Source organism: Cellulomonas pakistanensis (genome assembly GCF_016862755.1).
In the GTDB taxonomy this organism is placed as follows: Bacteria; Actinomycetota; Actinomycetes; order Actinomycetales; family Cellulomonadaceae; genus Cellulomonas; species Cellulomonas pakistanensis.
Map to the genome: position 1 here is coordinate 22,170 of NZ_BONO01000010.1, position 24,873 is coordinate 47,042.

A 24,873-nucleotide genomic window follows, 5' to 3' on the forward strand; every position below is an offset into this window, starting at 1 on the left:
ACCACGGGAATCAGGACCAGCCCGCCCACGCCGGGTCGTCGAGCAGCCGCTGCCACTCCCCCGTGATCTCGTCCCAGCCCACGACGACCTCCCCCGAGGCGACCCCGGTCGCGTCGGCGACGACCTCCTGCCAGCCGGTGGACTCCCGGTCGGCGGGCGCGTGGTGCCCGATCAGCACCCGCCCGCGGGCCGGGCGCGCGGTGAGCTGGTACGCCCACAGGAACATGACCCAGCCGCCGTTCGCGAACTCGTCGTCGTGCTGGGTGAACTCGATGGTGAGCAGCGGCGTCGCGCCCCCGAGCCCGGACAGCCGCACCGGCGGGCCGACGTGCGGCGGCTCCTCGTTCGTGAGCATCCGGGTCCAGTCGCCCAGGTAGTGCGCGACCACGGGGTGCAGCGTCGCGAGGTCGGCCGGGTCCGGGGGCGTGTCCCGCGCGACGGCCTCCAGGACGCGCAGCGTCGCGGGGTGGACGTCGGGGCGGAGCGGGAGGCGGAAGGACCAGACGGGGCGGGAGCTCACGCCGGAACTCTAGGGCCGGCGTCGCACCTGTGGAGGTCCGGCGAACGGGCCGCCGGGCAGCTGGACGCGCTAGGTTCGCGAGCGACGGAGGGGGCGCGATGAGGACAGCCGGTCGGCTGAGGACGTGGTTCGTCCTGGCAGCCACCGTGACACTGGCGGCCGCGGCCCTCTACGCGGTCGCGTTCTCGATCGCGTTCGACCGCGCCGACGCCGGCCGCGACACCGGGGTCCCCGGGGTGCTCGCCGGGCCGGCCGCGCTCGTCGCGGTGACCGGGCTCGTCGTGGCGCTGCCGCTGCTCCACGCCTGGCTGTCCCGGCGGCAGCGCGAGCGCGACGCCGCCGCCGTGCCCGTGCCCTGAACTCCGGCGCCGAGTGGGGGGCCTCAGCCCAGGTGCCCGCCGATCGCGCCCGCACCTCCGGCCTTGGCCGCCGTCAGCATCCCGGTCGTGATGAGGCCGGCCAGCGGGGAGCTCGCGACCGTCCCGCCCGCCTCCAGGTGGTCGGCCTGCTTCCGCAGCGCCACGGCGACCGGGCGTCCGCCGCCCGCGCGGTGCTGCTCCAGCGCGTCGGCGATCTGCCGCAGCAGGGCGGGCGGCTGGGACTTCTCCACGTAGTCGGTCCGCGCGACGACGGGGACGTGCAGCCCGCGCCCCTGCGCCGGGCGTGCCCGGAGCAGCAGCGTCCCGCCGCGGTTCGACACCAGCGAGACCGAGGTCGCCGGCTCGAGCCGCACGGTCGTCCGCCAGAGCCGGCACCGGATCCGCACCAGCGTGCCCGCAGTCGGGTCCAGCCACTCCGAGAACCACATCAGGACGGCGAAGAACAGGAAGAACGCGGGAAACGCCGTCACCACGAAGATCCGGTTCTCGGGCTGGGTGATCCCGATGTACACACCGATCGCCACCACGGCGACGGCCGTCGCGATGGTCCAGCGCCACCCCGAGCGCGACGTCAGCTTCGGGACCCGGACCCGCCCACCGGTCATCGCGCCCCGGCCGCCGCGGACGCCAGCGCCGCGGCCGTCGACGCGGCCCGCTCGGCCACGTCCCGCACCGTCGCGTCGAGCTCCGCGCGCGTCAGCGGCCGCGCCGTCACCGGCCCGCCCGACCCGGCCTGTGCCGACAGCGTCCACGCACCGCCCGGACCGGTGAACAGCCCGAGCAGCTCCGGCTCCCGGTCGTCGACCGTCCGGACGACCACGTCGGTGCGGACCAGCGCGGAACCGAGCCGCTCGACGACCTCGGTCGGCGGCTCGGCCGGGTCGGTCAGCTCGACCTCCGGGCCGGTGCCATCGGTCGTCCCCTCGTGCACGGCCGCGGCGAGCAGCAGGTCGCCCAGGGTGTCGGCGGCCGCGAGCGCGAACCGGTGCTGCCCGTCGGTCGACACCTGCTCGATCAGCACGACGTCGCGGACCACGTGGGCGTACCAGTAGTCCTGGCCGAGGACCGTCGACCGGGCGACGCACACCGTGGCCCCGGCGCCACGGCGCAGCGTGACGACCGACAGGACGTCCTGGCGGACCTGCAGCTCGACGGTCGGCTCCCCGACGGCGGCTGCGAGCGCCTCGGGCGTCGGCGGGTCGACGATCCCGCGCGCCAGCAGCCCGCGGTACGCGGTGCGCAGGGCGACCTCGCGCTCGGCCTCGGGCAGCTCGGCGAGGTACGGGTTGACGACCAGGCCGCCAGGACCGGCGAGGACCGCGAGCTCCTCGTCGGTCAGCACCTCGACGGGCACGGGCGCCGCGGGGTCCGCGAGCGCCGCCACCGGGGTCTCGTCCGCGGCGCTCACCAGAGCCCGCCCGACAGCACGTTCAGCGCGCCCTTGCCGAAGTCGGCGACCGCATCCTTGGCCTTGTCCACCTGGTCTCCTGCCCAGTCGGCGGCGTCGGACACCGCGTTCGACACCGCGCCCGTCGTCGCGTTCCACCCGTCCGCGATCACGCCGCCGGCCGACTGGAAGAAGTCGCCGATCGCCTCGCGGTTGTCCCAGATCAGGTTGCCGACGCTCCACGCGCCGTAGGCGAGCACGGCGCCGCCGGCGACCGCCAGGCCCACCGGCCCGAGGGCCAGCGCACCCGTGCCCACCGCGATCAGCGTGCCGGCGCCCGCCGCGCCCGCGAGGCCGAAGCCGCGGGTCGCCCAGCCGCGCGCGCCGTCGTAGCCGCCGCCGGTCACCGTGTCGGCGAGACCGGTGACGACCGTCAGCGGCAGGAACGCCTTGCCGAGGGTCCGCATCGCCCCGGCGCCCTGCTGGCCGAGGAGCTTGGTCATCCACTCGGCGGCGGGCTTGCCGTTCCGGAACACGTCCATCGCGGCGTCGGCCTTCTTGAAGTTCTCGACCATCGCCGCGTAGTGCGTGATCGGCGCCGACGACGCCTTGAGGAAGTCCAGGTACGCCTTGCCCTTGGTGACCGACTTCATCACGCCCTTGATCACCTGGGCCAGGGCGACCGCGCCCGCCCCCACGGAGCCGAGCGCGCCGATGAAGTCCCCGCTCGAGAACGCGCGCTGGAGGTAGGCGTCGACGGCCGAGACCAGCGACTGCGGGACCTCGACCTTCGCCAGCCGGTCCGCGACCTGCTGGTCGGTCGTCGCCACGTCGCCCAGCGCCGTCGAGATCGCGTCGGCGTGCACCTGGGCGTCCTCGTTGAGGGCCCGCTGCTGCGCGGCGCGCGCCGCGCCCGCGCCGTCGGGGTCGCCCGCCGCGGTCATCACCGGCGGCAGCGTCGGCGCAGTGACCCGGCCGTCGCCCGCGACGGTGAACCCGGCCGCGGTCGCCGCGTCGACCGTCGACAGCACCGCTGACTTGGCACGGCCGAGGTCCGTCGCGCCCGAGGACAGCGCCGTCTTCGCCGACTCGAGCGCGTCCGCGAGCGCGAAGCCGGTCGTCGCCTCGGTCGCCATCCGCTGCGCCGCAGCCTGGGCGGCGTCGCCCTGCCAGTGGTCGCCGAGGCGCGTCATCGCGGCCTTGGCCGCGCGCACCTGCGCGTCGACCGCCTCCTGCGCGGTGCCGACACCGGTCGCGGCGTCCGACAACGCCTCCGGTCGCCAGCTCCGGACGACCTCGAGCGTGAGCGCGGCCATCAGAACGCGCCCATCGCGCCGAACCGGGTCTGCACGGAGCCGTCCGCCGCGCGGTAGCCCTCGGCGGACCCGGACGCGCTCGCCGACATCCCGCGGATGTTCTCGCCGAGCACCTGCACCGCGGCGGCCACCCGGGTCGACACCCAGACGGCGGCGTCGGGCACGGCCGAGCCGGGCAGCGCCGCCTCGATCCCGGTGAACGCGCCGGCGACGTCGATCGCCTGCAGCTCCGTCGCCACCGTCTCCAGCTCCGTCGCGGCGGTGTCCAGCGCCGCGATCGAGACGTCCACACTCATGCGTTCGGTACCCCCGGGGTGGTGCTGTCGTGCCTGCGGTCAGAAGTCGTCGGGCGGGTCAGAGGTCGCCGAGCGAGCTCAGGACCCCACCGCCGCCCAGTCCCATGTACCGCCCCAGCGGCGACGACGCCACCGGACCGCCGGCCTCGAGGTGGTCGGCGTGCGCCCGCAGCGGGGCGATCACGGCGGTCGTCTCGCGGGCGCCGCGGGACTCGAGCTCGTCGGCGAGCGCGCGCGCCACGTCGGCCGGGATGCCGAGGACGGCACCGCCGTGCACCTCGATCAGCGCGAGGAACACGCGGCGCCAGCCGCGCTCCACCATGAGCCCGGTGCGCTTCTTGCTGGACGTCAGGGCGACGAGCGCCTTCCGGTCCACGGTCAGCGGCTTCGTGCGCAGGGTGCGGCGTTCGGGGTCGAGCACGCCGGTGCCGCGGTCGAGGCGGGCGACGACGGCGCCGTTCTGCGCCGGGTCGAGCGCGCGGACGGCGACGACGCCGCCGCTCTGCGGTGCGGTGCTGCTCACGTGCGGACTCCCCCGGGGACGGCGGCTGGGCTGCCGTGCACGGTATCAAGGGGGCCGGGGCGCGGGCGGTTGTCAGCCGACGCCTATGGACGGGCGCGAGGCGAGCCTCAGCCCTCGACGTCCTTGGGCCGCCGGAGGATCTGCTCGATGAGCTGCTCGCGCGTCAGATCTTCGCCTCGCTGCGGCGCGGGCTCGCTCGCGTAGGGCCCTCGACCCCGCGGCCCCGCGAGCCGACCCAGCTCCAGCAGGAACTCCCGGCGCACGTCAGCCGGCGAGGACGAGCTCGCGACGTCGTACCGCCGGCCCATGTCGCGGTGCCAGACGTGGTAGACGCCCTCCTGCTTGCCGAGCTCGACCACCTCGCTGCTCAGCTCCGCGGGGATCCCCCGCACCGCGAAGTCCTGGCCGTTCCGGTATCCCAGAGCAACCGCCTCGTCGTGCAGATTGATCATGAGCCGATCAGTACCGTGCGCCTTCTGTGTCCCGTCAGGACGCAGGCGCCACGTCACCTCGCTCGAGACGGGTACCCGTGCCTTGCGCAGGCCGAGGCCGTCGTCGGTCACGGGTCCGTTCTCGGCTTCCAGCTCGGCCTCGCGCCGCACCGCCCACGCGGAGAACACCCGGATCTTCTCCTCCGGGCTGAGCGCCCGGTACTCGGGTCCGACCGGTTCCATCGGCTCGCTCACGGCGCCTCCTCTAGCTCGTCCCGCACCAAGTCCCTCAGGTCGGATACCTGATCGAGCTCGCCGCCGACTCAGCGCGCCGGGTCGAGCGACACGCCCCAGTACAGCCCTCCGAGCGCGATCGCCACGGCGAGGGCGGCCCACCCGGCAACCGCCAGCTGACGCTTCGGGCTGGGGTCGGCGGCTGCCCGGGCGTCCGCGCGGCTCAGCATGAACGACAGCGCCCAGCACCCCAGCAGCCCGAGGCCCGACACCACTCCCGACGCACGCCTGCCCGACAACGCCGCGATGCCGAAGACGGCCAACGGCGACGTCACGACCGGCCAGAACCACCTCTTGCGCACCAGCGACTTCACGACACTCCGTTCCTGTGGACAGCCGCCAGGCACCGGGAGGCGACGACATGGCGAGACCATCACCGAGGTGTACCAGGTGTACGCGGCCGGAGACGGAGGTGCGTTCGGGCGTGAGCACACCGTGTCACACCCACGGTGTGATGCCATCCACGTGGCGAAGCCGACCGGACCCGAGGTCATCGCCGAGTCGGAAGCTCACGCCTCGTGAACGCTCGCTGGTGCTGGGTACCCGATCCGTACCCGCGCGTCGCGAACTGCGCATGCGAATCACAGACCGAGAGGCCCGAGCACGCGCCGCCGCCCCGCCTCGCTGGCGAGCTCGCCACGAGCCGCAGGAACCCGCCGGTAGTGGGCGATCGCCTCGATCACGTGCTGCGGCTCGACGGTGAACGCCGGGCCGGGCACGTCGAGCCACGGCCTCGACGGCGCCCTGACCCACACGAACCGACGACGCCGACGGAACCGCCACGACGCCGCGCCGGCCACACCGACGATGCGGACGACCGACCACTGGTTCTCCCGCTCGACAGCGATCCCCCGGACGTCGTCCCAGTCCAACCAGCCGTCACCCGCCGGCCCCGCGACCGCGATGCCACGCGGGGACAGCACGAGCCGGGACGGCCGCGCCGCCTCGACGATGCGCTCAGGGACCCACGGGCCGACGAGCAGCACCACGACCAGAGGCAGCCACCAGCCGGCGTCGTCGGCTGCCGCGAGCGTGACGGTGCCGCCCAGCGCGACCAGCAGCACGACCACGGCGACGAACAGCGGCTGACGCTGGAACGTGCGGCGCCACGTCATCACGACCGCGCGCTCGCCGTCGGCGTTCTGGACCCCGACGCTCGCGGGATCCGCGGGCGGGACGTGCAGGTAGTTCCGGTGGTAGCTCGCGGCCACGAGCAGCCACACCGCACCGCCCGTCGCCGCAGCGACGCAGGCGGTGGTGCTCCAGCTCCGCTCCGCGGCAGGCTCGGCCAGCATCGCGAGGGAGAGCGCCAAGAGACCGACGGCCAGCACCCCGTTGACGACCACGGTGAACCACGACAGCACCGCGCTCCGGCCCGTCACGCGCTGAGGATCAGGAGATGGCATCCCAGGCATCCTCGAACCAACTCAACCGGCTCTTCAAGGCAGTCCTCACGAGCGTCGACCGTCCACGCCGCCGGCACCGATCACATGGACGCCAGCGAGAACGTCCACGCGCCGAACGAGAACAGGACGAGCATCGCGACCATGTACCCGAGCACGACCGCGCGTTCCTGGAGCGACACTCCCTGGGCACCGGAAAGGAGCCACCTGCCGAGCACCACCCAGAGCAGCGCGGCGGACCCGATGAGGCACAGAGCCGAGACGGCCGTCTGCCAGCTCGGATGCAGGACGAACGCGACGAGCGCGCCGATCGCTATCGCCCCGAGGAAGCCGACAAACACGATCCTCGACGTGAGCAGTCGGGTCCCGGTCAGCATGCGCACCTCGTCCACGCGGGCACCGTAGCGTCCGGCTTACTCGTGACGCGTCGTCACTCGTGCTCGTGATCAGCACCTACACCTGGGTGAGGACGCAGCTGTCGACCTCGTGCGCGCTGTTAGTCGTACGTGAACGAGCACGTGATCCTCAGCGGCATCTTCCTGCAGGCGACCGGCGTGCTCGACGAGGTCCGCCCAGCCCGTCGTGGCCTACACGGCATGAAGCGACGCACCCGCGGCTGAGGGTGTCGTTGACGCGCATCGGCGAGCTGACGCGCCGACGGCAGTGGAACGACTGAACGCACGCGGACGACGCGTTCAAGCGCCGTGCGTCGCTAGGGTTCAGCACATGACCGAAGCACAGCTCCTCACCGGTTCGCGCCTCCGTGCTGCACGGCTCATCTCCGTCGGCATCTTGAGTCTTGTCGCCGTCGGGACGGTTTTCGCTCTGGTGACGTATCCCAGCTGGCAGCTTGCGCTGGCCACACTCTGCGTCGTCCCGTGCCCTGTGATCCTCTGGTTCGGCCTTCGCCGCTGGCTGGCGCCGTTCGCCCCCGGTGTCCGCGCGTCCACCTACCTGCGCAGCGCGGTTCCGCCCGTGCTCGTCATCGCGCTGCTCGCGCTCGGCGGCTGGCTGCTCAGCATCGCGCCGATCTGACGACCCCTCGCTGTCGGGTCAGCGCTCCAGGTCGCTCGGCGGCGCCTGCATCTCCCGCTCCCCCTCAGCAGCGAGCTCTGAACGCTGCTCTGACGTCATGCGCGCCCATGCTGCCGTCGACTCGGCGACCGCCGGCTCCACGGCCCCCGCGAAGGCCGTCGTCCGTGCGGCGTCCCGCAGACTCCGGCGCCCCGCCAGGACGTCGTCGAGCACCGACCCCAGCTCCGTGCCGGCGGAACGGTCGCGAAGCACGGTGAGCTGCGCCCGGAGCTGACGGTCGAAACCGGGGTTGCCGGCAGTGATGCCCAGCAACGGAGTGGGAGTGTCAGGTGCGTCGGTCATGGCAGCTGCCGGTTCGTGTATGAGCCCGAGGGCAACGGTTGGGTCGAGAAGCCGTGGATGGAACCGAGGAACCCCGCGCTGAGCCCGACGACAGCGTTCATCATGGAGACAGCGTTGCCGTGGACCTGGACCACCTGCATCCACACGCGTCCCGCCTGAGCGATCGAGAACGCAGCGGATCCCCCGCCGACGAGACCGCCGACAACGGTCCAGGACGAGGCGGCCGCGGCAGCCGCCGCCACCGCAGCGGCGATGGCCCAGTCGAGCATCATCCCGATCAGGGAGTCGAGCGTGGCCTGAGTCGACTTCATCCCTTGAGCCACGTTGTCGACCTCGCGCGCGATGTCGCGCAGCGGTCCGGCCTGCGCGTTCACGGCGTCCTCGAGTCGGACGAAGTAAGCAGAGGCCGCCGCCGCGGCTTCCCCGGTCCACCCGGCCTCGTACGTCTCACGGGCATGGCGGAGTTCCACCGCCATGGCCTCGTGGTAGTCAGCCAGGTGCTCCAAGGCGGACGAGGCTGTCGACATCCGCTCCCAGTCTCCTGAGAAGTGCTCGGTGACCCACTCCACGGGGTTCGTCCCACACACCTGCTCGATGATCAGGAGGAGCCAGTAGCTCGGGCTCACGAGGTCCGGGAAGCTCAGCACTTCGTCCACGAAGTCGGGGATCGGCGAGGACGGCGTCGGCGTGACGAGCTCGCGCGAGGGGTCGCTCATCGGGGCTCCTGACGGCCGTTTCCGTACATCGTGGTCGGCACGTAGTGGTACAGGCGGTCCATCGTCGCCGCGGTCGCATCGTCGGTAGCCCGATAGCTGACGGCCGTCGCCCGCACCTCCTGCGCGGAGGCCTCGACGACCGTTCGGAGGTGTGCGAGCTCCGACTCGAGCGCGCTGCGGATCCCGTCCAGCACCCCGATCGCGGTGACGAACAAGCCGCTGTCGCCCAAGCCGTTCAGCTTCACGTGGGACGCCACGTAGGACTCTGCGGCACCGATGGACGGTATCGACTGGTCGAGCTTCACCGCAGCGTCGTCCAATGCGGTCTCGTCGACATGGAAACTCACGTGAGACCCCCTTCCAGCAGCCACGTTAGCGGTCCCCTGGGTGGTGCTAGGCAACCGTCACCCGAACGCAGTCGACCAAGGGAGGACGCCTCGGCCCGTGCACGGCAGCGTGGTCGCCCACTCCCCACCGCCACGGTGCGGGTTTCCAGCGCGTCACCAGCAGATTGGGGTGCAGATGCGCGTCACCTGGAGGAGATCGACAGGCGCTGCCCGACGGCCGGGACCGGCAAGCAGCGGCACCCCGGTCCGGCGATCGCCTCCCCGCGTTCGCGAGGCACGGCTCCACCCGGACCGCCGGGCGGAGCGGGGCGTCGTGGACCAGCCGGCCCCGCGCCGTGCCGTCACGCCCTCTCGCCGGCGCCGAGCGGCTCCTCGTCGACCTCCACCTCGATGCGCACGTCGGTGCCCCGCACCTCGGTGGCGACGACGGTCAGGCCGTACCGCAGGTCGCCGTCGTCGAGCGTGCAGCGCGTCTCCGCACCCACCTCGCCCGCGAGCGGGTCGGGGCAGTCGACGGCGTCGGGTGCCCGCCCCACGGTCTCGGTCAGCACGTCGCCGACCCGGGACGCGAGGTCGTCCGGGTCGACCCGCACCGACGTCCCCACCGAGAGGGAGCAGCCCGCGGTGAGCAGCGCGGACGCGAGGACGAGGACGGGGACGGCGGGTCGGCTCACGCGCGGAAGTCTGGCACGACGGTGTCGGCGGCCGTGCGCAGGAGTGGGGCCCCGGGCGGACCCCACGACCCTGTCGGCACCGATCCGCGGACTCCTCCCGCCCGCGCGTAAACGATGCGTTACATGCTTGATTCTGATTGCTAGGAGCGCTTACGCTCGTTTTCACGCAGCGCCGAGGGCACAGTCGCCCCCGGCACGCCAGGACGAGAGGTGTGTGATGTCCAGCTCAGCCACCCGGGAACGAGGCGAGTCCTCCCCGGCCGAAGCGGAGGGCGAGGCCCGCGCCCGTCGACCGATCCACCACCGGGAGAAGTGGGCGGCGCTCGTCCTGCTCGTGCCGGCGCTGGTCGGGTTCATCGTGTTCTGGATCCTGCCCAGCGGTCGCAGCATCTGGTACTCGCTGACGGACTTCGACCTGCTCAACGAGCCGCAGTTCATCGGCCTGGACAACTACCGCGAGCTCCTCGGCGACGACGTCGCGCGCAGCTCGCTGGTCGTGACGATCCAGTTCGTCGTCGCCAGCGTCGTCCTCGGCACGGTCCTCGCGCTGCTGACCGCCGCCCTCATGCAGCGGCTGCGCCTGAAGACCTGGGTGCGCTCGATCCTGCTGCTCCCCTGGCTCGTCCCGAACGTGGCCATCGCGCTGATCTGGGCGTGGCTGCTCGACGGCCAGCTGGGCTACCTGAACCACCTGCTGCACGCCGTCGGCCTGCCGGGCGTCTCGTTCTACAACGCGAGCCAGGCCATGCCGATCATCATCGCCATCGGGATCTGGTCGGGCCTCGGGTACACCGCGCTGCTGTTCTACGCGGGGATGACCCAGGTGCCGAACGAGATGTACGAGGCCGGCGCGATCGACGGGGCCACCGAGAAGCGGATGTTCTTCCAGATCACGCTGCCGCTGATCCGGCCGGTGATCGCGCTCGTCGTGGTGATGTCGGCGATCGGCTCGTTCCAGGTGTTCGACCTCGTGCTGATCGGGTACGGCGGCAACCCCATCCCGGCCGTCCGGACGATCTTCTTCTACATCTACCAGCAGTCGTTCGCCTTCTTCCGGATGGGCTACGGCAGCGCGATCGCGCTGGTCCTCGCCGTCATCCTCGGCGCCCTGACGGCCATCCAGATGCGGGCGATGCGCGCCAACCGATCGGACCTCTCGTGATCAGCACCCCCGTCCCCGACCTCGCCCCGTCGAAGAAGAGCGCGCCGACGGGCTCCCCCGCCCGCCCGCGCCGCTCGATCGCCCGCGGCGCCCGCCGGGTGACCCCGGGCAAGGCGGTCGCCTGGACCGTCGTCGGCCTGCTGGTGCTCGTCTCGGTGTTCCCGTTCTACTGGATGGTCCGCACGGCCTTCACGCCCGCGGCCGAGCTCATCGGCGACTCGAGCCGGCTGGTCCCGTCGAACCCGACGTGGATCAACTTCGCCCGCGTGCTCGGGCTCACCTCGATGGAGGAGTCCGTCGCCGCCGGCGGCACCGGCGCGACGCTCGACTTCCTCCGCTACACGGCGAACACGCTGTTCTACGCCGGCTCGATCGCGATCGTGCAGACCCTGGCGTGCGCCATGGCGGCGTACTCGTTCGCCCGCCTCCGGTTCCGGGGGAACAGCGCCCTGTTCGGGCTGTTCCTGTCGGGCCTGCTCATCCCCGGCATCTTCACGCTGCTGCCGAACTTCGCGCTGATCCGCTCGCTGGGCTGGCTCAACACGTTCCAGGGGCTCATCGCCCCCGCGATCCTGGTGAGCCCGTTCGCGATCTTCTTCCTCCGGCAGTTCTTCCTGTCGCTGCCGAAGGAGGTCGAGGAGGCCGCGGCGATCGACGGCGTGGGCGTCTTCGGCCGCTTCTTCCGGATGACGCTGCCCATGAGCCGCGGCCCCGTCGCCACGATGATGCTCATCACCGTCGTCGGGGTGTGGAAGGAGTTCATGTGGCCGCTGGTGGCCGCGAACTCCGACGGGACCCGCGTCCTGACCGTCGCGCTGCAGCGGTTCCAGGCGCAGTCGCCGAACACCTCACCGGACTGGACCGGCCTGATGGCGGCCTCGACCGTGACGGTCATCCCCGTCTTCATCCTGCTCGTGCTGCTCGGGCGGCAGCTGGTCCAGTCGCTCAACTTCTCCGGCGGCAAGTAGCCGCCGGCGCCGCACCCGCCCGTTCCACCCCCCTCCCCCGTCCGGTCGGGCCAGAGCCTGCCCCGGAACCCACTGGAAGGAACTGCCATGCTGCGTTTCGCACCCACGACCGGACTGAAGGTGGCGGCGATCTCGGCCGCCTCCGTCCTCGCGCTGACCGCCTGCAGCTCGGGCGGAGACGGCGACGGCGGCAGCGCCGGCGGCCCCGTCACGATCGAGCACTGGCTCTGGGACGACCTCCAGCGCCCCATGTACGAGGCGTGCGCCACGGCGTTCTCCGAGGCGAACGAGGACATCACCGTCAACATCACCCAGACCGCCTGGGCGCAGTACTGGCAGAACCTGACGACGAACTTCGCGTCGGGCACCGGCCCGGACACGTTCACCATGACGGTCCAGTACGTCCGCGAGTACAGCAGCCTCGGCCAGCTCGCCGACCTCGACGAGATCGGCGCGACCGAGGGCGTCGACTTCGACTCCTACGTCGCCGGCACCGCGGAGAACTACCTCGTCGACGACACCCGCGTGGGCCTCCCGCTCGATTGGGACATCGTCGGGATGGTCTACGACGAGACGGCCGCCACGGAGGCGGGCTACACGCACGAGGACATCAACGCGCTCGAGTTCGACGGCACCGGCCAGGACTCGTTCACCGAGTTCATCAAGGCCATGGCCCTCGACGGGAACGGCAACAACGCGCTCAGCCCGGAGTTCGACGCGGGCAACGTGGTGCGGTTCGGGATGCTGCCCGAGTGGGCCGACGGCTTCACCGGCCAGAACGGCTGGGGCAACCTCGCGTACGCGCTCGGGTGGGAGTTCTTCGCCGAGGACGGCAGCCTGAACTTCGACGCCCCCGAGCTCGTCACGACGCTCGAGTGGTACCAGGACATGATCGACCTCGGCGTGATGCAGACGTTCGACGAGACCTCGACCCTCGGCCAGCACCCGACCATGGAGGCGGGCCTCGCGGGCACGACCCTGGCCGGCTCGTGGAACGCGTCGAACTACCTCGCCGACACCCAGGAGATCGACTTCGCCTGGGCCAAGGTCCCCGAGGGCCCCGCGGGCCGGTTCGCCGCGACGAACTCCCTGGCCGGCGTCGTGTGGAACGGCTCGCCGAACAAGGAGGCCGCGGCCGAGTGGGTCAAGTACCTCGGGTCCCCCGAGTGCCAGGAGGCCACGGGTGAGTACGGCATCGTCTTCCCCGCGGTCCAGAGCGGCACCGACATCGCCGTCGAGGCGAACGAGACCAACGGCGCGGGCGTGCCCGAGTTCGCGGAGATGGCCTCCGCCGGCGAGACGTTCCAGCTGCCGTCCTTCACCCGCAACGCGGAGGTCCGCACGGTGATCCAGGACGCCATCTGGGCGATCGCCGCGGGCGCCGACGTCGAGTCGACCCTCGCCACCGCCAACGAGGCGGCGCAGGCCCTGGTCGACTGACCGTCCTGACGTCGGGCGGGGGCGGCACCCGCCCCCGCCCGACGCACCACCCCACCCGCTCCGAACGGAATCGAGCCCCCGTGAACCACGCCCCCGCCGCCGCCCCCCTGGCCGCCGACGCAGCCGCCGACGCAGCCGCCGCCGAGGCCGGCGCCCCGCTCGTCCTCGAGCTGGAGCCGGGCGAGCACTGGTGGGGCGGCACGGTCAAGGACGCCGTGCAGATGCCGTTCGGGGCGACGAGCGCGTACGGCGTCGACCTCGCCGTCCCGCGGCACGACCCCGCGTGGGACAGCGCCGAGGACTCCAGCCAGGCGGCGCCGCTCCTCGTCTCCACGCACGGCCGGGTCGTCGCCTCGCCGCGGCCGTTCGCCTTCCGGTTCGCCGAGGGCCGGCTCGAGGTCGACGGCACCGACGTCGCCGTGCTCCGCGGCGGGAGCACGCTGCGCGACGGCTTCCGGGCCGCCTCCGCGCGGCTCTTCCCGCCCGCCGGCCGGACCCCCGCGCGGCGCCTGTTCGCCGCGCCGCAGTACAACACCTGGATCGAGACACCGCTCGTCCCCTCCGAGGAGTCGGTGCTCGCCTACGCGCGCCGGATCCTGGACGCGGGGCTGGAGCCGGGCACGATCTTCATCGACGACAACTGGGCGCCCGACTTCGGCACCTGGCACTTCGACCGCGGGCGGTTCCCGGACCCCCGGCGGCTGATCGCGACGCTGGCCGACTGGGGCTTCGACGTGATGCTGTGGGTCGTCCCGTTCATCAGCCCCGACTCCGCCGCGTTCCGGGAGTGCGAGCGCGACGGCCTGCTCGTCCGGGACGCCGACGGCCGCACCGCGGTCCGCCGGTGGTGGAACGGGTTCAGCGCCCTCCTCGACCTGAGCAACCCCGCGGCCGTGGACTGGTTCACCCGGCAGCTCGACGCGCTCGTCGAGATCGGCGTCGCGGGCTTCAAGTTCGACGCCGGCGACGTGCGCGACTACCGGGCGGACGACCGCGTCGCCGAGCCGTGCGAGCCGGTCGACATGAGCGAGGCCTGGGCGCGGCTCGGGCTGCGCTACGCGCACAACGAGTACCGCGCCTGCTGGCGGATGGGCGGGCAGCCGCTCGGCCAGCGGCTGCGCGACAAGCCCCCGACCTGGGACGACGCCGGCCTCGGCTCGCTCGTCCCCGAGATGCTCGCGCAGGGCCTGCTGGGCCACCCGTACGTCTGCCCGGACATGGTGGGCGGCGGCGAGGTGGGCGCGATGGGCGCGATGGGCGACCGCCAGGCCGCCGACCAGGAGTTCTTCGTGCGGTACGCGCAGATCGCCGCGCTGTCCCCGATGATCCAGTTCTCGGTCAACCCCGCCCGCGCCCTCGACGCCGAGCACCTCGCCGCGGTGAAGGACGCCCTCGCGGTGCGGGCGGAGCACCTGCCGCGCATCCTCGCGCTCGTGGACGAGGCCGCGGTGACGGGCGAGCCCGTCGTGCGGCCGATGAGCTACCACGAGGCGGGGTACGAGTCCGTCACCGACCAGTTCTTCCTCGGCCCCGACGTGCTCGTCGCCCCCGTGCTCGAGCGGGGCGCCACCACCCGCGCGCTCCAGGTCCCCCCGGGGACGTGGCACGCGCCGGACGGCACCGCGCACGAGGGTCCCGCCACCGTCGAGGTGCCGGTCGGCCTCACGACCCTGCCGCGCCTCACGCGCGCGGCCGCGGGCACCGCGCCGCGATGAGCGCAGGCCCCCGCGTCGCGGTGGTCGGGGTCGGCAACCGCGCCCACCTCGGGCAGCAGGTCCCCGAGGCGTGGCCGGGCGCGGCCGTGGTGGCCGCGGTCGACCCCGACCACCACGGGCGCGCGCGGGCCCGCTCGCTGTTCGGCGCCGGCACCGCGGTGCACGCGGACGTCGCCGCGCTCGTCGCGGCCGGCGGCGTCGACGCGGCGCTGGTGACCACGCCGGACGACACCCACGCCCGCCTCGCGATCCAGCTGCTGCGCGCCGGCGTCGCGGTCCTCGTCGACAAGCCGCTCGCCACCACCACCGCGGACGCCGACGCCGTCCTCGTGGCCGCGCGGGAGACCGGCACCCCCCTGTACGTGGGCCACAACCTGCGGCACTGGGAGGTCGTCCGCGTGATGCACGACGCCATCGCGCGCGGCGAGATCGGCGAGGTCAGGGCCGTCTGGGTCCGGCACTTCGTCGGCAACGGCGGCGACTACTTCTTCAAGGACTGGCACGCCGACCGGCGGCGCAGCGGCTCGCTGCTCACGCAGAAGGCGAGCCACGACATCGACGTCGTGCACCACCTCGCCGGCGCGTACACGTCCCGCGTCGTGGGCATGGGCGACCTCATGGTCTACGGCGACATCACGGACCGCCGCGAGCGCCCCGGCGAGATCGCGCCGGACTGGACCAGCCACGCGCACTGGCCGCCGCGCGCGCTCACCGGGCTGAACCCCGTGGTCGACGTCGAGGACCTGTCGATGCTGATGATGCGGCTGGAGAACGGCGTGCTCGCCAGCTACCAGCAGTGCCACTTCACGCCCGACTACTGGCGCAGCTACACCGTGATCGGCACCGAGGGGCGGCTGGAGAACGCAGGCGACACGGGCGGCGCGGTCGTCCGGGTCTGGAACCGGCGCCTGGGGTGGTCCCCGACCGGCCACGTCGAGCACCCGGTGCGCGACATCGCGGGCGGCCACCGCGCCGCGGACACCGCGATGCTGACCGAGTTCTTCGCCCACGTCCTGCACGGCGCCCCGACCGCCGGCTCGCCCGTCGATGCCCGGCAGGCCGTCGCCGTAGGCTCGCTCGGTGCCGAGTCGCTGCGCCACGGCTGCGTCCCGCTGGACGTCCCGCCGCTGCCCGCCGGCACGGCGCCACCGCGCCGGGCCGCCCGCCACCGACCGAGAGACAGCGCAGATGACTGACACGACCGTCCGCCCGGCGGGCACCGCCGCCGACACCGCCACCACCGCGATCGGCCCCGGCGCGCCCGTCCTGGCGTTCGACGTCGGCGGGACCACGATCAAGGCCGCGTACGTCGACGCCGACGGGGTGCCCGGGACGATCCTCCGCACGCCCTCCCCCGCCTTCGGCCCGTCCAGCGCGGTCGCGGTGGTCGACGCGGTCGCCGAGCTCGCCGGCCGCCTCACGCCGCCCGGCGCCGCGCCGCGGGCGCTCGGCCTCACCCTGCCGGGCATCGTCGACGACGAGACCGGGTTCGCCACCTACTCCGAGAACCTCGGCTGGCGCGACGTCGACTTCGCCGCGCTGTGCCGCTCGCGGCTCGCGCTGCCGGTGGCGATCGGGCACGACGTGCGCTCCGGGGGCACCGCGGAGATGGAGCTCGGCGCCGGCCGCGGGCACCGGACGGCCGTCGTGGTCGTGCTCGGCACCGGCGTCTCCGCCGCGGTGTTCGTCGACGGGCGGCCCGTGGTCGCGCGCGGCTACGCGGGCGAGATCGGCCACGCCGTCGTGATCCCGCGCGGCGAGGCCTGCGTGTGCGGGAACCAGGGCTGCCTCGAGGCGGTCTCCTCGGCGGCCGCCGTCGCCCGCCGCTACTCCCGGATGTCCGGCCGCGAGGTCGCCGGGGCGCGCGAGGTGGTCGAGGCCATGGCCGCGGGCGACACGATCGCCGCGGCGGTCTGGGACACCGCGGTCGAGGGCCTGGCCCTCGGCCTGTCGCACGTGGCGAGCCTGATCCAGCCCGAGGTGATCGTGCTCGGGGGCGGGCTGGCGGAGGCCGGCGACCACCTGTTCGGGCCGCTGCGCGCGCGCCTCGCGTCGCTGCTCACCTACGTGCCCGTCCCGCCCCTGGTGAAGGCGCGCGCCGGGGAGAATGCGGGGTTGCTGGGGTCGGCGCTGCTCGCGCGCCGAGCCCTCGACCGCACCGACGACCGCAGCACCGACGACCGAGGGACGCACCACCGATGAAGCTCGCGCTGGTCCGGCACGGCCAGACCGACTGGAACATCCAGCGGCGGTACCAGGGCTGGGAGGGGCTCGACCTGAACGAGACCGGCCGCTCCCAGGCCGTCGACGCCGCCGAGCGCCTGCTCGGGATCGGCGCGGACCTCGGGGCGCAGTGGCGGTGGCTGAGCTCGTCGACGTCGCCGCGGGCTATGCAGACCGCGCAGATCATCGGCGACCGGCTCCCCCTGGTCCCCGGCGACCTGCAGTTCGAGGACCTGCGCGAGCGCGGCTTCGGCATCGCCGAGGGGATGCTCATCGAGGAGGCCCGGACCCGGTGGCCGGCCCGCGACTACCCGGGCGGGGAGACCACCGAGGCGGTGCTCGAGCGGGCGCTCCGCGGGCTGGACGCGGTGGCGGCGGCGCACGACGGGCTCGACGGCGTCCTCGTCACGCACGGGACGACGTTGCGCCTGGTGGTGGGCCACCTGACCGGCGAGGATCCCGGTAGCCTGCCCAACGGTGCCATCGCCGTGCTCGACCGCGGGCCGGGCGGCTGGCGCACGATCGTGCATCCATCGGGAACGACAGTCAGCGAGCAGGTGCAGGGGCGATGAAGATCGAGGACCGACACCTGGCGATCGCCTCGTGGGTGGCCCAGCACGGGACCATCAGCGTCGAGGAGGTCATCGAGCAGTTCGGCGTCTCGCCGGCCACGGCACGCCGCGACCTGGACGCGCTCGGCCAGCAGATGATCGTCATCCGCACCCGCGGCGGCGCCCGCGCCGCGGCGATCTCCGGCGACCTCCCGCTCCGCTACCGCGCGGCCCTGATGGGCAACGAGAAGCTCCAGATCGCGCGCGCCGCGGCCGCCATGGTGCAGCCCGGGCAGACCGTCGCGTTCAGCGGCGGCACCACCACGACCCAGATCGCCCAGGAGCTGGGCGTCCGCGCCTCCGCCGACCCCGAGTTCGGCGAGAAGCTGACCACGGTCGTCACCAACGCGATCAACATCGCGAACGACCTCATCGTGCGGCCCGAGCTGCGCGTCGTCCTCACCGGCGGCGCCGCCATCGCGCGGTCCTACGAGCTCGTCGGCCCGCTGGCGAAGGCGGCCCTCCCCCTCATCAACGTCGACGTGCTCTTCCTCGGGGTCAACGCCATCAACCCGGCGCGCGGCTTCTTCACCGAGTTCGAGTCCGAGGCGGAGATCAGCGCCGCGATCCTCGAGAAGGCGGTGCAGTCCTACGTCGTGGCGGACCACACCAAGTTCGCCAGCACCGCGTTCGCGCTGATCTGCGAGCCCACGGACGTCACGGGCGTCATCACGGACGCCGACGCCGACGCCGACGCGGTGGCCCGGCTGCGCGACGCGGGCTGCCCCGTCATCCTCGTCTGACCCCCGGCCCCGACGGAGGGGAACGCGATGACCACCGACGACCTCGCCGACCTCCGGCTGCGGGACTTCGCGCCGCGGCCGATGCTCCGGGTGGCCGAGACCGAGGTGCTGCGCCTGCCCACCCCGGCCGTCGACGCCCACAACCACCTGGGCCGCTGGCACACCGGCGAGTGGCGGGTCGACGACGTGCCCGCGCTCGTCGCCCAGATGGACGAGCGGAACGTCGCCGCGATCGTCAACCTCGACGGCTGCTGGGCCGACGAGATCGAGCGCAACCTCGACCGGTACGACCGGGCGCACCCCGGCCGGTTCGCCACGTTCTGCCGCGTCGACTGGGGCGAGACGGCCACGCCCGGGTGGCCGGACCGGATCGCGGCCTCCGTCGCGGACTCCGCGGCCCGCGGCGCCACCGGGCTGAAGCTGTGGAAGGACCTCGGCCTCGGCCTCGAGGACGAGCGCGGCCGGCGGCTCTTCCTGGACGACCCCCGCCTGGACGGGATGTGGCGCGCCGCTGCGGAGGCGGGCCTGCCGGTCACCGTGCACACCGCCGACCCCGCGGCGTTCTTCGCGCCGCTCGACCGGCACAACGAGCGCGTCGAGGAGCTGCTGGAGCACCCCGAGTGGCACGTCGGGGGGCCGGGGTTCCCGTCGTTCGAGCGCCTGCTCGACGCGCTCGAGGCCGCCGTCGCGGCCCACCCCGACGTCACGGTGATCGGCGCCCACGTCGGCTGCTGCGCCGAGGACCTCGACCGCGTCGACCGGATGCTCCGCGCCTACCCGAACTTCGCCTGCGACATCGCCGCCCGCATCGCCGAGCTGGGGCGCCAGCCGCGCCGGGCGCGGCGGCTGATCGCGGACCACCCGGACCGGATCCTGCTGGGCACGGACGTCGCGCCGCCCAGCGCCGACGCGTACGCGACGTACTACCGGTTCCTGGCGACCGCCGACGAGCACGTCCCCTACGGGCCGGAGGACCCGCCCGGCACGGGGCGGTGGCGCATCTCGGCGCTCGACCTGCCGCCCGAGCACGTGGCAGCGGTCGCCGGGGACAACGCCCGGCGGCTGATCCCGGCGCTGGCGACAGCAGCGCGCTGAGCCGCGACGCGGCCGCGGCGCCGGCGGGGCGGCGGGCGGCGGGGCGGCGCGCGCCGGGGCCGTCAGGGCCGCAGCCGCTCCGCCCGGGACGCCGCCAGCCGCGGCTGGAACACCCGCACGTTGACGTACCACCCGGCCGCCCCGCAGCCGCCGGCGAGGACGAACAGCGCCGTGAACCCGAGGGCGTCGAGCAGCGGCGCGAGCGCGAGCACCGCGACGGACGACACCAGCATCGAGATCGCGAACAGGGTCCCGACGTAGGACGGCGCCCGGCCGCTCGGGCTCACGTCGCCGAGCATGAGCATCGTGGTCTTCAGGTAGCAGGTGGCGCCGACGTTGGCGAGCACCCACGCGACGGTCAGGCCGCCGAGCGAGCCGCTGACCAGCCCCACCACCCCGGCCGCGGTCGCCGCGGCGGCGGCCACCGGCGACAGCGCCACCGCGCCGCGGCGGTCGATGACGAAGCCGAACCCCAGGTTCACGGCGACCCCGGTGACGATCGCCAGCGACGCGAGCAGCGCGACGTGCTCCTCGCTCGCCCCGAACGTCCGGATGGCGTGCAGCGTGTAGAAGGGCAGCAGCGAGTTCGCCACCACCAGGAACACGCACGACGTCACCATGGCGCGGAACGTCGCGTCCCGGCTCAGCGTGCGCGGCACGTCCCGGAGGTACTCGGTGACCCGCATCGGCACCCGCGGCTCCGGGTCGTCGTGCTCGCGCATGAACCAGAACCCCGCCGCGTTGGCGAACAGGAACGCGAGCCCGACGCCGAACAGCACCATGTAGCTCCACGGGTAGGCGACCCGCTCGATCACGACGGGGATCAGGGCCGCCGCCCCGAGCGCGATCACGCTCCCGACCGCCACGCCCACGCCGCGCAGCCCCGCGCGCCGCGTCGGCGGCAGCAGCTTGAGCACCAGCGGCACGTTGAACAGCGTGCCGGACCCGGCGAGCACGTTGAACACCGTCCAGGACGCGAGGAACAGCCACGTCATCAGGCCGGCGTGGTCGGCGAGCAGCGGCATCGCGAGGACGAACGCCAGGAACAGCCCGCGCTGGACCAGCAGGACGACCGCGAACGTCCGCGCCATCCGCCGCGACCGCGAGCACAGCGACACGAAGTACGGCTGCGAGACGAACGTGCCCAGCGACACGACGCTCGTGGCGATCGCGAACTGCGTGGTGGACGCCCGCAGGTGCTCCAGGAGCAGCGGGATGACGGCGGTCATCGACAGCAGCGCGACCGACGGCTGGAAGGTCACCCCGTCCAGGAAGAACAGCAGCGCGTTGCGCCGCACCGCACCCGGGCCGCCGTAGGCGACGTCGGTCGTGTCCTGCGCCATCAGCGGACCACGACCCGCCCGACGCGGTTGGCGCCGAGCTCGGCGACCCACGTCCCGCGGTTCGCGAACCGGACGCCGCGGCGGCGGTCGCTGGTCTCCTTCGGGTCCGCGATCCGCAGCAGCACGTCGTACTTCCCCGCCGGGACCTCGCCGAAGCCGGACATCGGGACCTCGACCGCGAACGCGTGCCAGGCGGTGGTGTTGCCCGGCCGGTTGTCGCCGTCCGCCGCCGGGCGCCAGGCCCGCACGTCCAGGTCGGTCGGCGCCGCGAACCGGGCCGCCCCGCCGACCGCGCGGAGCAGCACCCGCACCTGCTTGGCGTTGACCACCGGGCCGAAGCCGACGTTCTGCACGTGGCCGGCGAGCGCGAGGACGCCCGTCCGGGCGTCGACGACGTCGGACACCTCGGACGAGCGCAGCAGCAGCCGGTAGCCGAGGCGGTCGCGCAGGTACTCCAGCCCGGTCCGCCCCGCGTACACCGGGTCGAAGACGGCCCGCGCCGTGCGCCCGGTGTACGGCGGATCGGCGCCGTCGCCCGGGCCGGGCAGCGTCACGGGCGCGGTGACCAGGTCCTCGGTGTACCGCACGTCGTTCCACGTCCGGTAGTCGCCGTGCCGCAGGTTGAGCAGGGTGGTCCCGAGGCGCTGCGCCTCCAGGATCGCGCCGGGCAGCCGCGAGCACACGTTCGGGGCGAGGCCGCCCTCGCCCTGGACGACGCTCCCCTGCCGCCCCACCCAGGCGGTGACGGAGTCGCGGTCGAAGCCGGTCGGGGCCCCGGGCGCGACCAGCATCCCGCTCCCCTCGGCGAGCGAGCCGTGGTCGGTCCAGCCGTCCTCGGACCAGCCGGCCGCGTAGCTGTCGTGGAAGAAGCCGAACCGCGCCTCCGGGGTGCCGGGCGCCGGCGCCGGGAGGGCGTCCAGGTGGCCGAACGTGAGCCGCGTGCCGTGGGTCGCGTTGTGCCAGGCCAGGTAGCCACCGACGTGGGTGAGCAGCGGCCGGCTCGCCGGGACCGCCGCGAGGCAGGCGTCGAGCAGCGCGACGTACGCGGCGGGGTCCTGCGCCTGCGGCGAGGAGTGCTGCTCGCCCCAGGGACCGAGCATCCCCGTCTTGACGCAGGTGATCACGTCCTCGAACTCGTGCAGCACCGGCGCCAGCTGCCAGAGGTGGTACTCGATCCAGGACTTCTCGGTGTGCCCCGGGACGTCGCAGGCCGCCGAGGGGTTGTTCGCCGTGACCTGCGTGGGCTCGGGAGCCCAGATCAGGTGCTCGTCCGGCCCGCCCTCGAGGAACGCGAAGCCGTTGCCGTCGTAGGAGAACTTCACCAGCGCGGTGCCCTCGCCCTCGCGCACGCGCCGCAGGGCGCCGCGGACCACGTCGAGGGCGTACGACGTCAGCGGGCCGGTCCGCCCGGTCCGGCCGCGGAACATCTCCGGCGTGGCCACGCCGCCGGCGGCGGCCCGCTCGGCGTCGAACGCCCGCCCGCCCGCGCGGGTCAGGAACGCGTTCGACGAGAACTCGCACAGGTCGAAGCCCAGGAACGCGACGGCCGGCTCGGCGACGACGCCGGTGCCGCCGACGTAGTGCGGGCTGCGGTCGGTGCCGTCGAAGAACTCGGTGGGCTCGAGGTCGTCGCCGTCGACGACCCCCACGACGCCGGGCGCCACGAGCGTCGCGCCCTGGTAGCCGCCGGTGCGGGGCGCGCGCGGCACCCGGCGGTCCACCTCGGGCGTCGCCCCGAACCGCGTCGGCACCCACTGCCAGCGGCCGCGGTACGCCCCGCGGTCGGGGTTGGGGACGTCGACCGGGTCCTCGGTGTAGTCCAGGTCCTGGGCGACCCTCACGGCCGACCCCGGGCGGAGTCGCCCGGTCCGGCGGCCAGCAGCGGCCGGACCTCCGACCCGAGCCAGGCCGCCGCGCCCGCGGCGTCGGCCATGTCGGGGGTGCCGTCGGGGAGCACGGGGACGACCGCGACCGTCGTCGCCCCGGCGTCGACCCACCGCCGCAGGTGCGCGGCGACCCGCTCGGGGCCCGCGGCGCGCAGGGCGGCGTCGACGCCGACGTACACGCAGGCGCCGAACCACCCGCGGTGGTCGCGCGCCGCGTGCCCCTCGGCGACGGTGCCCAGCGCCGCGCGCGTGTCGTCGGGCGAGACGCCCAGCTGCAGGATCACGCCGTCGCCGACCTCGCCGGCCAGGCGCAGGGTCCGCGGGCCGTGCGCCCCGACGTACAGCGGCGGTGCAGCCGCCGGCGGCCAGACGAGCCGGGCGTCCTGGACCGCGACGTAGCGGCCCTCGACCGACACCGGCTCCCCGTGCAGCAGCGGGCGCAGCACCGCGGCGTGCTCCCGCAGCAGGGTGAGCGGCGAGGCGACCCGCGCGCCGACCTCGCCCATCCAGGTCTGGACGCCGTGGCCGATCCCGGGGGTCAGGCGCCCGGGGAACAGCTCCGCCAGCGTGGCGACGTCCATCGCCGCGAGCACCGCGTTGCGCAGCGGCACGGGCAGCACGCCCAGGCCGACCCGCAGGCGCTCGGTCGCGCCCAGCACCGCGCCCGCCTGGGCGACCGCGGACTGCCGGTAGACGTCCTCCCACAGCCACAGCTCCGCCAGCCCCGAGGCCTCGGCCGCCTCGGCGACCGCGGGGAGCTCGCGGGTCGGCAGCTCGGGCGTCGCGACGACGGCGAGGGTGACGGCGTCGGCGCCGGCGGCGGGGGCGTCGGCGGGCGCGGCGGGCCCGGCGGCCGGGCGGGTCCCGGTCACGCGACGAACCGGCCCGCGCGCAGCACCCGCGTGACCCGGCCACCCTCGACCGCCACCAGGTCGGCCGGCGCGCCGGCGGCGATCCGGGGCTCCGCCAGGCCCAGCGCCCGCGCGGGCGTCGCGGACGCGCAGGCCACGGCGGCGGCCACGTCCAGGCCGAGCACCCCGACCGCCGCGGCGAACGCGTCCGCGACGGCGATCGTGCTGCCGGCCAGCGACCCGTTCGAGGTCGCGCGGGCCACGGAGCCCGTGACCACGACGTCGCTGCCGCCGATCGCGTACGCGCCGTCACCCAGGCCGGTGGCCGCCATCGCGTCCGAGATCAGCGCGAGCCGTCCCGGCGCCACGGCGGCGAGCACCCGCGCGGGCTCGGGCGCGACGTGGTGCCCGTCGAGGATGAGCTCGATCGTCACCCGCTCGTCGAACAGCGCCGCGCCGAGCGGGCCCGGCTCGCGGTGGTGCAGCGGCGGCATCCCGTTGAACGCGTGGGTGAGCACGGTCGCGCCGGCGTCGAACGCCGCCCGGGCCTGGCCCGCGGTGCACGACGTGTGGCCGACGGCCACCGTGACGCCCTCGGCCACCAGGTACCGGATGGCGTCGCCGGCGCCCGGGAGCTCCGGGGCGAGCGTCACCATGCGCAGCGCGCCCCGCGCGGCGCCGACCAGCCGGCGCAGCTCGGCGACCGACGGCGGGCGCAGCAGGTCGGGCGCGTGGCACCCCCGGTGGCCGGCGTCGAGGTACGGGCCCTCCAGGTGGATCCCGGCGAACACGCCGTCGGCCACCAGCCCGCTCAGCAGGTCGACTCGCTCCTCCAGCACCGCGAGCGGGGCCGTGGCGACCGAGGCGCAGAGCGTCGTCGACCCGCGGCGGCGGTGGTGGTCCGCCGCGGCGACGGCGTCCTCGGCCGACGCCGAGCCGTAGTCGTGCCCGAGCGCGCCGTGGTGGTGGATGTCGACGAACCCCGGGGCGAGCACGCCGGCGACCCGCACCTGCTCCCCCGGCGCGCCGGGCAGGTCCGACGGCGGCGGGCCGTCGCCGGTCGCCGCGATCCGGCCGTCGACCACGCGGACCCAGCCGGGGCCCGCCACGGACGCGCCCCGCACGACGCCGTCGGCGACGAGCGTCACCGGGGCGGCCGCGGCCGGCACCGG

The 24,873-nt window shown here is 74.1% G+C and carries 29 protein-coding genes; 11 read left to right on the forward strand and 18 right to left on the reverse strand.

Going from position 1 to position 24,873, the window contains the following annotated elements; genetic code table 11:
• Positions 1-10: 10 nt before the first annotated feature.
• Positions 11-520 carry a hypothetical protein gene (locus Cpa01nite_RS08050; RefSeq protein WP_203668241.1) on the reverse strand — a complete coding sequence of 170 codons (510 nt, stop codon included), beginning with the start codon at positions 518-520 and terminating at the stop codon, positions 11-13.
• Between the two features lie 98 nt (positions 521-618).
• On the opposite strand from Cpa01nite_RS08050, the gene Cpa01nite_RS08055 reads away from it, so the two are divergent.
• The gene (locus tag Cpa01nite_RS08055; protein ID WP_203668242.1) at positions 619-879 is read left to right on the forward strand and encodes a hypothetical protein; all 261 of its coding nucleotides are present in this window, start codon (positions 619-621) and stop codon (positions 877-879) included.
• Between the two features lie 23 nt (positions 880-902).
• Here the strand turns inward: Cpa01nite_RS08055 and Cpa01nite_RS08060 are convergent, their stop codons facing one another.
• The 9 genes from Cpa01nite_RS08060 to Cpa01nite_RS08100 all read right to left on the reverse strand — a co-directional run bounded on the left by Cpa01nite_RS08060 (position 903) and on the right by Cpa01nite_RS08100 (position 6,942).
• Positions 903-1,505: a hypothetical protein gene (locus tag Cpa01nite_RS08060; RefSeq protein ID WP_203668243.1), complete on the reverse strand. Its 603-nt coding sequence runs from the start codon at positions 1,503-1,505 to the stop codon at positions 903-905.
• Positions 1,502-2,308: a hypothetical protein gene (locus tag Cpa01nite_RS08065; protein WP_203668244.1), complete on the reverse strand. Its 807-nt coding sequence runs from the start codon at positions 2,306-2,308 to the stop codon at positions 1,502-1,504. The genes Cpa01nite_RS08060 and Cpa01nite_RS08065 overlap by 4 nt, the downstream gene beginning before the upstream one ends.
• A complete protein-coding gene (locus Cpa01nite_RS08070; protein WP_203668245.1) occupies positions 2,305-3,603 on the reverse strand; it encodes a WXG100 family type VII secretion target in 1,299 nt (432 codons plus the stop codon). The genes Cpa01nite_RS08065 and Cpa01nite_RS08070 overlap by 4 nt, the downstream gene beginning before the upstream one ends.
• Positions 3,603-3,899: a hypothetical protein gene (locus Cpa01nite_RS08075; protein WP_203668246.1), complete on the reverse strand. Its 297-nt coding sequence runs from the start codon at positions 3,897-3,899 to the stop codon at positions 3,603-3,605. Before Cpa01nite_RS08075 ends, Cpa01nite_RS08070 begins: the two co-directional genes overlap by 1 nt.
• 58 nt (positions 3,900-3,957) lie before the next feature.
• On the reverse strand, positions 3,958-4,422 hold the full coding sequence (locus Cpa01nite_RS08080; RefSeq protein WP_203668247.1) for a hypothetical protein: 465 nt from the start codon (positions 4,420-4,422) through the stop codon (positions 3,958-3,960).
• 107 nt (positions 4,423-4,529) lie between these two features.
• Positions 4,530-5,108 (reverse strand): hypothetical protein, encoded by a 579-nt coding sequence (locus tag Cpa01nite_RS08085; protein ID WP_203668248.1) that lies wholly within the window; start codon positions 5,106-5,108, stop codon positions 4,530-4,532.
• A gap of 68 nt (positions 5,109-5,176) precedes the next feature.
• On the reverse strand, positions 5,177-5,461 hold the full coding sequence (locus Cpa01nite_RS08090; RefSeq protein WP_203668249.1) for a hypothetical protein: 285 nt from the start codon (positions 5,459-5,461) through the stop codon (positions 5,177-5,179).
• A 267-nt stretch (positions 5,462-5,728) separates the two neighbouring features.
• Positions 5,729-6,529 (reverse strand): hypothetical protein, encoded by an 801-nt coding sequence (locus Cpa01nite_RS08095; RefSeq protein ID WP_203668250.1) that lies wholly within the window; start codon positions 6,527-6,529, stop codon positions 5,729-5,731.
• A 104-nt stretch (positions 6,530-6,633) separates the two neighbouring features.
• Positions 6,634-6,942, reverse strand: coding sequence for a hypothetical protein (locus Cpa01nite_RS08100; RefSeq protein ID WP_203668251.1), 309 nt, complete (start codon positions 6,940-6,942; stop codon positions 6,634-6,636).
• A gap of 334 nt (positions 6,943-7,276) precedes the next feature.
• Between Cpa01nite_RS08100 and Cpa01nite_RS08105 the strand changes: the two genes are divergently transcribed.
• On the forward strand, positions 7,277-7,585 hold the full coding sequence (locus Cpa01nite_RS08105) for a hypothetical protein (RefSeq protein ID WP_203668252.1): 309 nt from the start codon (positions 7,277-7,279) through the stop codon (positions 7,583-7,585).
• Positions 7,586-7,603: 18 nt separating this feature from the next.
• Here the strand turns inward: Cpa01nite_RS08105 and Cpa01nite_RS08110 are convergent, their stop codons facing one another.
• The 4 genes from Cpa01nite_RS08110 to Cpa01nite_RS08125 all read right to left on the reverse strand — a co-directional run bounded on the left by Cpa01nite_RS08110 (position 7,604) and on the right by Cpa01nite_RS08125 (position 9,664).
• Positions 7,604-7,927 (reverse strand): hypothetical protein, encoded by a 324-nt coding sequence (locus Cpa01nite_RS08110; protein ID WP_203668253.1) that lies wholly within the window; start codon positions 7,925-7,927, stop codon positions 7,604-7,606.
• Positions 7,924-8,643 (reverse strand): hypothetical protein, encoded by a 720-nt coding sequence (locus Cpa01nite_RS08115; RefSeq protein WP_203668254.1) that lies wholly within the window; start codon positions 8,641-8,643, stop codon positions 7,924-7,926. The genes Cpa01nite_RS08110 and Cpa01nite_RS08115 overlap by 4 nt, the downstream gene beginning before the upstream one ends.
• Positions 8,640-8,990 carry a hypothetical protein gene (locus tag Cpa01nite_RS08120; RefSeq protein ID WP_203668255.1) on the reverse strand — a complete coding sequence of 117 codons (351 nt, stop codon included), beginning with the start codon at positions 8,988-8,990 and terminating at the stop codon, positions 8,640-8,642. The genes Cpa01nite_RS08115 and Cpa01nite_RS08120 overlap by 4 nt, the downstream gene beginning before the upstream one ends.
• 341 nt (positions 8,991-9,331) lie before the next feature.
• A complete protein-coding gene (locus tag Cpa01nite_RS08125) occupies positions 9,332-9,664 on the reverse strand; it encodes a DUF4333 domain-containing protein (RefSeq protein ID WP_203668256.1) in 333 nt (110 codons plus the stop codon).
• 217 nt (positions 9,665-9,881) lie between these two features.
• Between Cpa01nite_RS08125 and Cpa01nite_RS08130 the strand changes: the two genes are divergently transcribed.
• The 9 genes from Cpa01nite_RS08130 (at position 9,882) to Cpa01nite_RS08170 (ending at position 19,621) form a co-directional block, all read left to right on the forward strand.
• Entirely contained in the window at positions 9,882-10,826 is a 945-nt protein-coding gene (locus Cpa01nite_RS08130; RefSeq protein WP_203668257.1) for a carbohydrate ABC transporter permease, read from the forward strand.
• Complete coding sequence (locus tag Cpa01nite_RS08135; protein WP_239068630.1) at positions 10,823-11,794, forward strand: carbohydrate ABC transporter permease; 972 nt, start codon at positions 10,823-10,825, stop codon at positions 11,792-11,794. The genes Cpa01nite_RS08130 and Cpa01nite_RS08135 overlap by 4 nt, the downstream gene beginning before the upstream one ends.
• 87 nt (positions 11,795-11,881) lie before the next feature.
• Positions 11,882-13,234, forward strand: coding sequence for an ABC transporter substrate-binding protein (locus Cpa01nite_RS08140; protein ID WP_203668258.1), 1,353 nt, complete (start codon positions 11,882-11,884; stop codon positions 13,232-13,234).
• A gap of 80 nt (positions 13,235-13,314) precedes the next feature.
• Positions 13,315-14,949: a glycoside hydrolase family 31 protein gene (locus tag Cpa01nite_RS08145; RefSeq protein ID WP_203668259.1), complete on the forward strand. Its 1,635-nt coding sequence runs from the start codon at positions 13,315-13,317 to the stop codon at positions 14,947-14,949.
• Positions 14,946-16,145: a Gfo/Idh/MocA family protein gene (locus Cpa01nite_RS08150; protein ID WP_203668260.1), complete on the forward strand. Its 1,200-nt coding sequence runs from the start codon at positions 14,946-14,948 to the stop codon at positions 16,143-16,145. The genes Cpa01nite_RS08145 and Cpa01nite_RS08150 overlap by 4 nt, the downstream gene beginning before the upstream one ends.
• Positions 16,138-17,151, forward strand: coding sequence for an ROK family protein (locus tag Cpa01nite_RS08155; protein WP_203668261.1), 1,014 nt, complete (start codon positions 16,138-16,140; stop codon positions 17,149-17,151). Before Cpa01nite_RS08150 ends, Cpa01nite_RS08155 begins: the two co-directional genes overlap by 8 nt.
• Positions 17,148-17,744 (forward strand): histidine phosphatase family protein, encoded by a 597-nt coding sequence (locus Cpa01nite_RS08160; RefSeq protein WP_203668262.1) that lies wholly within the window; start codon positions 17,148-17,150, stop codon positions 17,742-17,744. Before Cpa01nite_RS08155 ends, Cpa01nite_RS08160 begins: the two co-directional genes overlap by 4 nt.
• Positions 17,741-18,526 (forward strand): DeoR/GlpR family DNA-binding transcription regulator, encoded by a 786-nt coding sequence (locus Cpa01nite_RS08165; protein ID WP_203668263.1) that lies wholly within the window; start codon positions 17,741-17,743, stop codon positions 18,524-18,526. The genes Cpa01nite_RS08160 and Cpa01nite_RS08165 overlap by 4 nt, the downstream gene beginning before the upstream one ends.
• Before the next feature lie 27 nt (positions 18,527-18,553).
• Positions 18,554-19,621, forward strand: a complete 1,068-nt coding sequence (locus Cpa01nite_RS08170) for an amidohydrolase family protein (protein ID WP_203668264.1) — start codon at positions 18,554-18,556, stop codon at positions 19,619-19,621.
• A 62-nt stretch (positions 19,622-19,683) separates the two neighbouring features.
• Here Cpa01nite_RS08170 and Cpa01nite_RS08175 read toward each other — a convergent pair whose 3' ends face one another.
• The 4 genes from Cpa01nite_RS08175 to Cpa01nite_RS08190 are packed head-to-tail and all read right to left on the reverse strand — an operon-like array spanning position 19,684 to position 24,870.
• The gene (locus tag Cpa01nite_RS08175) at positions 19,684-20,964 is read right to left on the reverse strand and encodes an MFS transporter (protein WP_203668265.1); all 1,281 of its coding nucleotides are present in this window, start codon (positions 20,962-20,964) and stop codon (positions 19,684-19,686) included.
• Positions 20,964-22,805: a DUF4832 domain-containing protein gene (locus tag Cpa01nite_RS08180; RefSeq protein ID WP_203668266.1), complete on the reverse strand. Its 1,842-nt coding sequence runs from the start codon at positions 22,803-22,805 to the stop codon at positions 20,964-20,966. Before Cpa01nite_RS08180 ends, Cpa01nite_RS08175 begins: the two co-directional genes overlap by 1 nt.
• Positions 22,802-23,722: an LLM class flavin-dependent oxidoreductase gene (locus Cpa01nite_RS08185; RefSeq protein WP_203668267.1), complete on the reverse strand. Its 921-nt coding sequence runs from the start codon at positions 23,720-23,722 to the stop codon at positions 22,802-22,804. Before Cpa01nite_RS08185 ends, Cpa01nite_RS08180 begins: the two co-directional genes overlap by 4 nt.
• Positions 23,719-24,870 carry an N-acetylglucosamine-6-phosphate deacetylase gene (locus Cpa01nite_RS08190; protein WP_203668268.1) on the reverse strand — a complete coding sequence of 384 codons (1,152 nt, stop codon included), beginning with the start codon at positions 24,868-24,870 and terminating at the stop codon, positions 23,719-23,721. Before Cpa01nite_RS08190 ends, Cpa01nite_RS08185 begins: the two co-directional genes overlap by 4 nt.
• Between the last annotated feature and the right edge of the window lie 3 nt (positions 24,871-24,873).